The 11,079-nt window shown below is 71.1% G+C and carries 9 protein-coding genes; 7 read left to right on the forward strand and 2 right to left on the reverse strand.

All coding sequences use genetic code 11. The annotated features are described in order from the left end of the window. On the forward strand, positions 1–1,406 hold a 1,406-nt coding region (locus AC156L_RS26040; protein WP_484407334.1), incomplete at its 5' end, for an alpha-amylase family glycosyl hydrolase. Between the two features lie 208 nt (positions 1,407–1,614). Here AC156L_RS26040 and AC156L_RS26045 read toward each other — a convergent pair. Both AC156L_RS26045 and AC156L_RS26050 read right to left on the reverse strand, forming a co-directional pair. Beyond that, on the reverse strand, positions 1,615–2,304 hold the full coding sequence (locus AC156L_RS26045) for a response regulator (protein ID WP_330877677.1): 690 nt from the start codon (positions 2,302–2,304) through the stop codon (positions 1,615–1,617). Next, positions 2,301–3,878: a sensor histidine kinase gene (locus AC156L_RS26050; protein ID WP_330877678.1), complete on the reverse strand. Its 1,578-nt coding sequence runs from the start codon at positions 3,876–3,878 to the stop codon at positions 2,301–2,303. The genes AC156L_RS26045 and AC156L_RS26050 overlap by 4 nt, the downstream gene beginning before the upstream one ends. Before the next feature lie 189 nt (positions 3,879–4,067). On the opposite strand from AC156L_RS26050, the gene AC156L_RS26055 reads away from it, so the two are divergent. The 6 genes from AC156L_RS26055 to AC156L_RS26080 form a co-directional block, all read left to right on the forward strand. Then, a complete protein-coding gene (locus AC156L_RS26055) occupies positions 4,068–5,018 on the forward strand; it encodes a Bug family tripartite tricarboxylate transporter substrate binding protein (protein ID WP_330877679.1) in 951 nt (316 codons plus the stop codon). Beyond that, entirely contained in the window at positions 5,015–5,551 is a 537-nt protein-coding gene (locus tag AC156L_RS26060; protein WP_330877680.1) for a tripartite tricarboxylate transporter TctB family protein, read from the forward strand. Before AC156L_RS26055 ends, AC156L_RS26060 begins: the two co-directional genes overlap by 4 nt. Next, on the forward strand, positions 5,544–7,040 hold the full coding sequence (locus AC156L_RS26065; protein ID WP_330877681.1) for a tripartite tricarboxylate transporter permease: 1,497 nt from the start codon (positions 5,544–5,546) through the stop codon (positions 7,038–7,040). The genes AC156L_RS26060 and AC156L_RS26065 overlap by 8 nt, the downstream gene beginning before the upstream one ends. 7 nt (positions 7,041–7,047) lie before the next feature. Next, positions 7,048–8,832, forward strand: coding sequence for an NACHT domain-containing protein (locus AC156L_RS26070; protein WP_330877682.1), 1,785 nt, complete (start codon positions 7,048–7,050; stop codon positions 8,830–8,832). A gap of 53 nt (positions 8,833–8,885) precedes the next feature. Beyond that, a complete protein-coding gene (locus AC156L_RS26075; RefSeq protein WP_330877686.1) occupies positions 8,886–10,400 on the forward strand; it encodes an amidohydrolase in 1,515 nt (504 codons plus the stop codon). Between the two features lie 185 nt (positions 10,401–10,585). Next, the coding region (locus AC156L_RS26080; protein WP_330877683.1) for a DUF4331 family protein at positions 10,586–11,079 on the forward strand (494 nt) is incomplete at its 3' end.

The following is an 11,079-nucleotide window of genomic DNA, read 5'->3' on the forward strand; positions in this document are numbered from 1 at the left end:
CCCTCGGCGACTTCACCGAGTTCGTCCGCACCGCCCGGGACCGCGGCATCCGGGTGATCGCCGACCTCGTCGTCAACCACACCTCCGAGGACCACCCGTGGTTCAAGGACGCCCGCTCCGGCCGGGACTCCGCCCACCGCGACTGGTACGTCTGGGCGGACCAGCCCCCCGAGGACGGTCCCAAGGGTGTGGTCTTCCCCGATGCGGAGGACAGCCTGTGGGAGTACGACAAGGGCAGCGGCCAGTACTACCTGCACCGCTTCTACAAGCAGCAGCCCGACCTCAACGTCGCCAACCCCGAGGTCCGCGACGAGATCGCCAAGGTCATGGGCTTCTGGATGGAGCTGGGCCTCTCCGGTTTCCGGGTGGACGCCGTCCCGTTCCTCCTGGAGACCGACGGCCAGGCCGACGCCGTGGACCTCCCGGACCCCCACGACTACCTCTGCGACCTGCGAGCCTTCCTCAACCGCCGCAACGGCGAGGGCGTCCTGCTCGGCGAGGTCAACCTCCCGTACGCGGACACCATGAAGTTCTTCGGCAACGCCGAGGGCGTGGGCGACGAGCTGACGATGTGCTTCGACTTCATCGGCATGCAGCAGATGTACCTCTCCCTGGCGCGCAAGGACGCGGGCGCGCTGGCCAAGGTCCTGACCGAACGCCCCACCCCGCCCAGGGACGCCCACTGGGCCACCTTCGTCCGCAACCACGACGAACTCACCCTGGACAAGCTCACCGACTACGAACGCAAAGAGGTCTTCGAAGCCTTCGGCCCGGACCAGAACATGCAGCTCTACGACCGGGGCCTGCGCAGGAGGCTCCCGTCGATGCTGGAGGGCGACCAGCGCAGGATCCGCATGGTCTACAGCCTCCTCTTCTCCCTGCCGGGCACCCCGGTCCTCTTCTACGGCGAAGAGATCGGCATGGCCGAAAACCTCGCGGCAGAGGGCAGGCTGGCGGTACGCACCCCCATGCAGTGGTCGGACGACCCCAACGGCGGCTTCTCCACAGCGGACAAGAAATCCCTGCCGGGCCCAGTGGTCACGGGGGAATTCGGCCCGAAGAACATCAACGTCCAATCGCAGCAACGCGACCAGACCTCACTGCTCAACTGGATCCGCCAACTCGTAGAGCGCTACCGAGACTGCCCGGAACTGGCCTGGGGCGACTTCCAGGTGCTCAAGACCGAAGACCCGGCAGCCTTCGCGCACAGGTGCGACGCGGACGGCACGGTAGCGGCAGTGCACAATTTCAGTGACAAAAAAACAACAGTCACCCTGCCGCTCGCGGGATTCACCACGGCCGAAGACCTCTTGGTGGTGAAAACCACGAAAATCCCCAAGAACGGCAACCTGAAGCTGACCCTGGAACCCTACGACTGCCGCTGGTTCCGTCTGACCGAGCAGTGAGCCACGGCTTTCCCTGAACCGGTGGCCGATTGTGCTCGGGGGAGGTGACCCCCGCACCCCTTGATCGGGCAGGCAGCCACCACCTGCCCCTCAGCCCGATCAAGGGGTCGCACCGAGGGGCCCCGAGTCGCATCGGCCACCACCGCTGGAACCGGCGGCCACCCGATTCGCCAGGACCGGCGGCCACCCGATCCCCGTCCACCGACCGTCACACCAACCGATACCCATGAGCAGGCCGATTGGACACCCCGTACCGGGGCTGAACCTCGGCCTTCCCGATGGCCACCAAGTGCTCCAGGTACCGCCGAGCGCTCACCCGCGAAACCCCGGCCCGATCCCCGACCTCCTGCGCGGACATATCCCCCTCGTTGGCCCGCAAGGCCTCGGTGACCAACCGCAGGGTCACCGCCGACAACCCCTTCGGCAAAGCCCCACCCCTGGGCTTGCGCTGCCCGGCGGCCAACAGTTGGTCCACGGCATCCTGATCGAGAACGGACTCCCGCCCCACCCGCAGGACCTCGGCCCGCTGGGCCAGGTAGGCGTTCATCCGCTCCAGGAAAGCCCCGCGGGTGAACGGCTTCACCAGGTAGTGGTCCACTCCTCGGGACATGGCTTGCCGCACGGTCTCCACCTCCCGAGCGGCGGTGATGGCGATGACGTCCACCTGGGCACCGGACCGCGCCCGCAACCGGGCCAACACCTCCAACCCGGAGATGTCGGGGAGGTGGATGTCCAACAGCACCAGATCCGGGTGCAGCTCCTCCACGGCCCGCAGGGCGTCCATCCCGCGATGCGCCTCACCGACCACCGTGAACTCCGGCAACGTGTCCAGGAACGCCCGGTGCACGGCCGCCACGGCGAAGTCGTCGTCGACCACCAGGGTGCGAACGGTGCTCATGCGCCGACCCCCACCAGGGCGGGGAGCCAGACGTCGAACGAGGCCCCGCCCAACTCGGACCGGCCCACCTCGACGCTGCCGGACCGCCGCGAGACCACCCGCGACACCAGCGCCAGCCCGATGCCCCGGCCGTGCGCCCGTCGCGGCTGTTTGGTTGTGACGCCCAAGGTGAAGATCCTCCCGCGTTCCGCTTCGTCGATGCCCGGCCCGTCGTCCTCGACGAGGATGCGGACCCCGTCGTCGTCGGACCGGACGAGCACGGTGACCGTGCCGCCCGACCCCGCCGCGTCGACGGCGTTGTCGACCAGATTGCCCAACACCGTCAGCGTGTCGTCACCCGCCTCCCTCGTGACCGACGAATCGGGGGAGAACCGGAACGACACGCCGTGCTCGTGGGCGGTGCCCGCCTTCGCCAGCAGCAGCGCCGCCAGCGCCGGGTCCGCCATCGCGCGGTCGACGGTCGCCGACGTGAGCGAGCCCGCGCCGCCGACGCGTTCGATGTAGCGCACGGCGTCGGCGGGCCGGTCGAGTTCCAGCAGGCCGCCGATCACGTGCAGGTGGTTGGAGAACTCGTGCGCCTGGGTCCGCAGCACCTCGGTCACGGTGCGCTGGCCGTCCAGTTCGCGCAGCGCGTCGTACAGCTCGGTGCGGTCGCGCAGGGTCAGCACGACGCCGACCGGGCGGCCCTGCGACTTGGCGGTCATGCGGTTGGCGACCAGCACGCGCTCACCGGCCAGGACCAACCGATCGGTCACGTCCTCGACCACCCTGGCCAGGTCCAGCAGGCCGCCGCGTTCCAGCACCTGCGCCGCGGGCAGCCCGGTGGGGTCTTCGCGCAGGTCCAGAAGCCGCATCGCCTCGTCGTTGACCAGCACGAGGTGGTCGCGGTCGTCGACCGCGACGACGCCCTCGCGGATGCCGTGCAGCATGGCGTCGCGGGTCTCCAGCAGCTGGGCGATCTCCGCGGGCTCCAGCCGGAACGTGCGCCGCCGGATCGTCTTGGTCACCATCGCGGCGCCGAGCGAGCCGATCAGCGCCGCCGCCGCGAGCCAGCCGATCAGCTCGGGCAGGTCGTCGGCGAAGTCGGCCGCCAGCTGGGTCTCCAGGATGCCGACCGACGCGATGCCGATGATCGTCCCGTCGGTGGCCCTGATCGGCACCTTCGCCCGCAGGGAGGTGCCCAGCGTTCCGGTCTCGGTGCCCACGAACACCTGGCCGGACAGCGCCGTGGACGGGTCCGTCGACACCTTCTGGCCGATCCGCGCGGGGTCCGGGTGGGCGTAGCGGTTGCCCGCGTTGTCGGTCACGACGACGTAGGTCACCCCGGACGCCTTGCGCAGCACCTCGGCGAGAGGCTGGATGATCTCGGCCGGGTGAGGCGCGTCGAACGCCTCGATCACGGACGGCAACCGTGCGACGCTCTCCGCCGTCGACAGCATCCGCCCCTTGTACGCCTCGCGGATCCGGTCGTTCTGGAGTTTCGCCGCGAGCAGACCGGCGGTGCACGTCGTGACCAGAACGATGACGACCTGGAGAGCCAGCAGGTAGACACCGAGGGAAAACGACCGTCGCATGGTGCGCATTCTGGCCCAATGCGCTTGTGAGCTGCTTCACGACCGTAACGACCAATACGACCGTTACTTCCAGTGGTGTATTCGTCACCGGACGAATGCCTACCCTCAGCCGCCACCGGGGCACGGAAGCCCCGGATACCCGGAAGGCGTACAACAATGTCGAGAATTCACACCCGTGGAGCGCGCACGGTGGCGGCCGCGACGATCGCGGTGAGTCTCGCGCTCGCGGGCTGTGGCGGCGCGAGCTCCTCCAGCTCGGTCGCGAAGCTGGAGATCATGGCCCCCGCGGATCCGGGCGGCGGCTGGGACCAGACCGCGCGGGCCATGCAGGCCAGCATCACCGGCGCGGATCTGGTCAAGTCCGTTCAGGTCAGCAACGTGGGCGGTGCCGGTGGCACGGTGGGCCTCCAGAAGCTGGCCAACGAGAAGTCCGACAGCTTCCTGATGATCACCGGTCTGGTGATGGTCGGCGCCGTCGAGACCAACGGTGTCGACAAGCGCCTGGAGGACGCGACCCCGATCGCCCGGCTCACCGCCGAGGACGAGGTCGTCGTGGTTCCCGCCGACTCGCCGTACCAGAAGATCGACGACCTGCTGGCCGACATCGCCGCCAAGGGCCAGGGCGTCTCGATCGCGGGCGGTTCCGCGGGCGGCACCGACCACATCCTCGCCGCGATGATGCTCAAGGCCAAGGGCATCGAGCCCGCGAAGCTCAACTACGTCCCGTTCTCCGGCGGTGGCGAGTCGCTCGCCGCGCTGCTGGGCAACAAGGTCAACGCGGGCATCTCCGGCGTCGGCGAGTACGCCGAGCAGATCAAGGCGGGCAAGCTCCGCGCGCTCGCGACCTCCGGCCCGAACGAGCACGCCGACCTCAAGGCCCCGACCCTCAAGGGCGCGGGCATGGCCGTCGAGCTGATCAACTGGCGCGGCGTGGTGGCCCCCGGCGGCATCTCCGTCGCCGCGAAGGACAACCTCGTCAAGCTGGTCACCGAGATGCACGACAGTGAGCAGTGGAAGGCGGAGCTGACCAAGAAGGGCTGGACCGACACCTTCCTGACCGGCCACGACTTCTCCAAGTTCCTCACGACCGAGATCAACACCATCCAGACCACGCTCAAGGAGATCGGGCTGGTGAAGTGACCGCTGTCGACACACCGACACCGGGCGCGGACCCGGTGCGCGGTCGGCAGATCGAGGAGTACGTCTTCGGTGGGCTGATCGTCGCACTGGGGATCTTCACGCTGGTCGAGGCGGGCACCATCCAGGTGCCCTCCTCGGCCAGCTCGGTCGGGCCCCGCGCGTTCCCCTACGCCGTCGGCTTCCTGCTCGTCGTGACCGGCTTGGCGGCCATCGTGGCCACCGCGCGCGGGAAGCTCGGCGAGCTGGAGGACGCGGAGGACGTGGACGCGAACGCGCGGACCGACTGGATGACCGTGGTGAAACTCCTGGCCTTCCTGGTCGCGCACCTCGTGCTGATCGACCTGGTCGGCTGGCCGGTCGCGGCGGCGCTGCTGTTCGCGGGCGCCGCCTGGACGTTGGGCGCACGACCGTGGTGGAAGGTGCTGCTGATCTCGGTGGTGCTCGCCGTGGTGATCCAGATCGTCTTCGCGTCCGGTCTCGGGCTCTCCCTGCCCGCCGGGATCTTTGAGGGAGTGCCACTCCTCGATGGATAACATCACGCTGCTGCTCGAAGGTTTCGCGACCGCGATGCAGCCGGAGTACCTGCTCTACGCGCTGCTCGGCGTCACGCTGGGCACCGCCGTCGGCGTGCTGCCGGGCATCGGCCCGGCGATGACGGTCGCACTGCTGCTGCCGTTGACCTACACGCTCGAACCGACCGCGGCGATCATCATCTTCGCGGGCATCTACTACGGCGGCATGTACGGCGGGTCGACCACGTCGATCCTGCTGAACACACCGGGCGAGTCGTCCTCGATCGTGACCGCGCTAGAGGGCAACAAGATGGCGAAAGCCGGGCGCGGAGCCGCCGCGCTCGCCACCGCGGCCATCGGGTCGTTCGTCGCGGGCACGATCGCCACGGTCCTGCTGACCGTGCTCGCGCCGACCATCGCGGACCTCGCGGTGACCCTCGGGCCACCCGACTACTTCGCGCTCATGGTCGTCGCGTTCATCACGGTCGCCGCGCTGCTGGGCTCCTCGGTCAGCCGGGGCCTCGCGGCGCTGGCGCTGGGCCTGTTCCTCGGCCTGGTCGGCACGGACACGCTGACCGGTCAGCCCCGGCTGACCCTCGGCCTGTCCACGCTGTCCGACGGCATCGACGTGGTCGTCGTCGCGGTCGGCGTGTTCGCCGTCGGCGAGGCGCTGTACGTGGCGTCGCGCCTGCGGCACGGGCCGGTCGAGGTGGTCCCGGTCGGCGGCAAGTGGATGACGAAGGAGTTCTGGTCCCGGTCGTGGAAGCCGTGGTTGCGCGGCACCGCCATCGGGTTCCCGATCGGCACCATCCCGGCCGGTGGCGCGGACGTCTCGACGTTCCTGTCCTACGCGGCCGAGAAGAAGCTCTCGAAGCGGCCCGAGGAGTTCGGCAAGGGCGCCATCGAGGGTGTCGCGGGACCGGAGGCGGCCAACAACGCGGCCGCGGCCGGTGTCCTCGTGCCGCTGCTGACGCTCGGCCTGCCGACCACGGCGACCGCGGCGGTCATCGTGGCGGCGTTCCAGAGCTACGGCATCCAGCCGGGACCGCTGCTGTTCACGAACAACTCGGCCCTGGTGTGGGCGCTCATCGCGAGCCTCTACATCGGCAACGTGATGCTCCTCGTGCTCAACCTCCCCCTGATCAAGATCTGGGTGAAGGTCCTGCAGATCCCGCGGCCGTACCTGTACGCGGGCATCCTGCTGTTCGCCGCGCTCGGCACCTACGCGGTGAACTTCGTCGTGCAGGACCTGATCGTGCTGCTGGTCATCGGCGTGATCGGGTTCTTCATGCGACGGCACGGCTACCCGATCGCGCCCGCCGTGGTGGGCATGATCCTGGGGCCGATGGCGGAGGAGCAGCTCCGCCGGACGTTGACGATCAGCCAGGGCGATCCCGTGGCCCTCGTCGACAGCACGTTCGCGATGGTCGCCTACAGCGTCCTCGCGCTCATCCTCGTCTCCGCGGCGGTGCTGAGGTTCCGCCGTGGCAGGGTGAAGGTCGCGGCATGATGATCTGATGCGATCGCCGCGGTGGACCTGGCCGGTGGTGACCCTCGTGGTCGCCACCGGCCTCTTCCTGTTCCTGGTGGGGGACGGGTGGGAGCTGGCCGACCAGAAGTCCAGCGTGCTCGGCATGGCCTTCGGCTGCGCGGGCCTGCTGCTGGCGCTCGCCCAGTGGTGGAGCGGACGCCGGACCGCGCCGGAACCACCCGACCTCGCCGCCGCCGTCCGCGCCCAGTGGCGGCAGGAGGAACGGGCGCGCGGCGTGCACGACCCGTACCCGCTGCCGGTCCGGTGGGACAACGCCCCACCGGAACTCGTGGACCACTGGCCAACGATCCACCGCGACCCGGACCGGGACGACCCGGTCGACCTCTCGGGCGCGCTGGACGACCTGGCCGAGGTCTACGCCGCCGTGCCGTCCGGACGGCTGGTGGTGCTCGGCGGACCGGGGTCGGGCAAGACGGTGGTCACGACCCGGTTCGTGCTCACCGCGGACACCGAGCGCGTCCCGGTGATCCTGCCCCTCGGGTCGTGGAACCCCGAGCAGGACCTGCGGTCCTGGCTGTCCGACGAGCTGGAGCGCCAGTACGGTCCCGAGGCCGCGGCGCTGGTCGCCGCCGAGCGCGTCCTCCCGGTGCTGGACGGCTTCGACGAGATCGCGCCGCACCTGCGCGACCGGGCGATCCGGGGGATCAACGCCTCCCTCGGCGCCGACGACCCGCTCGTGCTGACCAGCCGCGTGGCCGAGTACGCCGCCGCCGCGGACGTGGTCACCGGTGCCGCGGCGATCGTCCTGGCCGACCTCGACGCGGCCGACGTGGAGAAGTACCTGCGGCTGTCCACCAGGGGCGACAAGTGGGCACCCGTGCTCGACCGGCTGCTCCCGGTGCTGGGCACGCCGCTGATGACCACCCTGGCCCGCACGGTCTACGACACCGAGGACCCCGCCGAGCTGCTGGACGTCCCGGACCCCGAGGCCCACCTGCTCGGCCGGTACGTCCCCGTGCTCTACACCGAGCACCGCGACCGGCGGCACCTCCGCTTCCTCGCGGACTTCCTGGTTCGCCAGGACACCCACGACCTGGCCTGGTGGCGGCTGCCGAGCGCGGTGCGCGGGCGCCGGGTGCTGTTCGCCGCGGCCCTGGCGGCGCCGGTGCTGCTCGGCGCGGCGGTCAGCGGGTCCACCTCGGTCGCGGTGCTGCTGGTCGTCCTGCTCGGACCGATGATCAGCGGCCTGGGCACCGACCACCCACCGCTGCGCCTGCGCCCGACCCGGTGGTCCGGCGCCCCCGGCGCCGCGGCGGTCGGCCTCTGCGCGGGCGCGGGCGCGGGCCTGCTGCTGGGCCTGGCCCCGTGGACGGTCGTGCTGCTGGCCGCCGCCGTCGCGGCGCTCGCGGTCGCCACCGCCGTCGGCGCAGGCCCGGCCGACGGGACCGTGGGCGACCCGGACCGGCTGCTGCGGGTCGACCGCACCACGTCGCTGGTCACCGTGGTGAAGTTCGCCGTGCCGGTCGGGCTCGCGGTGGCGCTGCTCGGCGGGGGAGACGGCCCGAGGGCGCTCACCACCGCGCTGGCGATCGGCCTCGCCCAGACGGTCGCCTACCAGGCGTGGGGCCGGTTCGCCCTGGCCCGCGCCTACCTCGCCGCCACCGGGAGGCTGCCGTGGCGGCTCATGGCGTTCCTGCGCGAGGCCCACCGCCGGGGCGTGCTCCGGCAGGTCGGACCGGTCTACCAGTTCCGCCACGCCCGCCTCCGTGACCGGCTCGCGGAGGAGTACGGGCAGACTGAGCGGTCGTGACGACAACTCTTCTCCTCGGTGGCCGCGTCTACTCCTCCCAGGCGGCGACCGCCATGGCCGTCACCGACGGCACGATCGTGTGGATCGGCCAGGACACCGTCGGCCGCGCCCTGCACCCCGACGCGGAGGTCGTCCAGCTCGACGGGGCGTTCGTCGCGCCCGCGTTCGTCGACGCGCACGTGCACGCGACCTCGGCAGGCCTCCAGCTCACGGGCCTCGACCTGACCGGCTGCGCGTCGCTCGCCGAGTGCCTGGCCGCCGTCCGCGCCACCGACGAGCCGCTCGTCTGGGGCCACGGCTGGGACGAGACGACGTGGCCCGAGGGCCGCCCGCCCACCCGCGCCGAGCTGGACGAGGCCGCCGGGGGAGCGCGGGTGTACCTGTCGCGGATCGACGTGCACTCCGCGCTCGCGTCGACCGCGCTCGTGGACGCGGCACCCGGAGTCCGCGGGGCCGACGGCTGGTCGGAGGACGGGCCCCTGTCGCGGGCCGCGCACCACCACGTCCGCGCCGTCGCCAAGAACGCCATCCCGGCCGAGCGGCGCCGCGCGGCGCAGCGGGCGTTCCTGGCCCACGCCGCGAGCCGGGGCGTGGCCGCCGTGCACGAGTGCGCGGGCCCGGACATCTCCAGCACCGAGGACCTCGCCGACCTGCTCGCCATGACCGACGGTCCCAGGGTCGTCGGGTACTGGGGCGCGTTCGAGCCGATCGACCTCCCGGTCACCGGCCTCGCGGGCGACCTGTTCGTGGACGGCGCCCTCGGGTCCCGCACCGCCGCCCTGCACCAGCCCTACGACGACCGCCCGGACACCTCCGGCGCGCTCTACCACGACGCCGACGCCATCGCCGCGCACCTCGTGCGGTGCACCGGGGCCCAGCTCCAGGCCGGGTTCCACGTCATCGGCGACGCGGCGATGACCGCCGTGGTGCGGGGCTTCGAACTGGCCGCCGAGCAGGTCGGCGCGCCCGCCCTCGCGGCCCGGCGGCACCGGCTCGAACACGTCGAGATGATCACCGCCGACCAGGCGGAGGCCCTGGGCGCGTTCGGGGTCGTGGCGTCGGTCCAGCCGCTGTTCGACGCCGAGTGGGGCGGCCCCGAGGGCATGTACGCGCAGCGCCTCGGCGTGGAGCGCGGCACGGCGCTCAACCCGTTCGCCCAGCTCGCCTCGGCGGGGATGCTGCTGGCGCTCGGCTCGGACACCCCCGTGACGCCGGTCGACCCGTGGGCGGCCGTGCGCGCCGCCGTGCACCACCGCACGCCGGGGGCGGGGCTGTCGCCGAGGGCCGCGTTCACCGCGCACACCAGGGGCGGCTGGCGGGCGGCGGGCGTGGACGACGGCGTCACCGGCACCCTCCAGCCGGGCGCCCCCGCGACCTACGCCGTGTGGGACGCGGCCGACCTGGTCGTCGCCGGATCGGACTCGCGGGTCCAGCGGTGGTCGCTCGACCCGCGCTCCGGGGTGCCCGGCCTGCCGCCGCTGGAGCCCGGCTCGCCGCTGCCGACGTGTCTGCGGACCGTCCTCGACGGACGCGTCATCTACGACGCGGGCCGGATCGGCCAGGCGTGAAACTGGTCCGAACGGCCGCTGGACGTGGGCCGTTCGGACCAATATCACCTTCGTGATGGCCGAGCGTTGAACGCCGGTGCCGATTCCTGCGAATCCCTCCCTGAAGCCCGCGTGCGTGGGCTAGTGGGAAAGGAGCGGGCATGGCAGAAGCACCACCACTGACACGGCGGCGACGCACGAGGGGCGTGCTAGCGGCCGCCGGCGCCACGGTGTTGATCGCCGCCGTCGACGTCCTGGTGCCGGGTTCCTCGGTGGCGTCCAGCCACCGCGAGGCGCCGTTGATCTCCGCCGACCCGACGGTCGACAACACCGACCTGTACGCGTTCGTGGCAGGCGACCAGCCGGACTTCGTGACGATCATCGCGAACTACTCCGGCTTCCAGGAACCCAACGGCGGCCCCAACTTCTTCCCGTGGGCCCAGGATGCGCAGTACGACTTCAACATCGACAACGACGGTGACGCGAAGGCCGACATCGTCCTGCGCTGGCAGTTCCACAACGACGACCGTCGCAAGAACAACACGTTCTTGTACACCAACGGTGTCGTGGACTCGCTCGACGACGAGAACCTGTTGTTCCGCCAGCGCTACGACCTCGAGGCGATCTACGAGAACGGCCAGAAGGTCAAGCTCGTGAACAACGCCCCGGTCGCGCCGTCGCCCAACGGGCCCGCGTCGAT

Source organism: Umezawaea sp., assembly GCF_057122925.1.

Bases quoted from the DNA above. Each gene is read 5' to 3' on its own strand.
- AC156L_RS26045 (WP_330877677.1), bottom strand. From the start codon at position 2,304: ATGAGCACCGTTCGCACCCTGGTGGTCGACGACGACTTCGCCGTGGCG.
- AC156L_RS26050 (WP_330877678.1), bottom strand. From the start codon at position 3,878: ATGCGACGGTCGTTTTCCCTCGGTGTCTACCTGCTGGCTCTCCAGGTC.
- AC156L_RS26065 (WP_330877681.1), top strand. From the start codon at position 5,544: ATGGATAACATCACGCTGCTGCTCGAAGGTTTCGCGACCGCGATGCAG.
- AC156L_RS26070 (WP_330877682.1), top strand. From the start codon at position 7,048: ATGCGATCGCCGCGGTGGACCTGGCCGGTGGTGACCCTCGTGGTCGCC.
- AC156L_RS26075 (WP_330877686.1), top strand. From the start codon at position 8,886: ATGGCCGTCACCGACGGCACGATCGTGTGGATCGGCCAGGACACCGTC.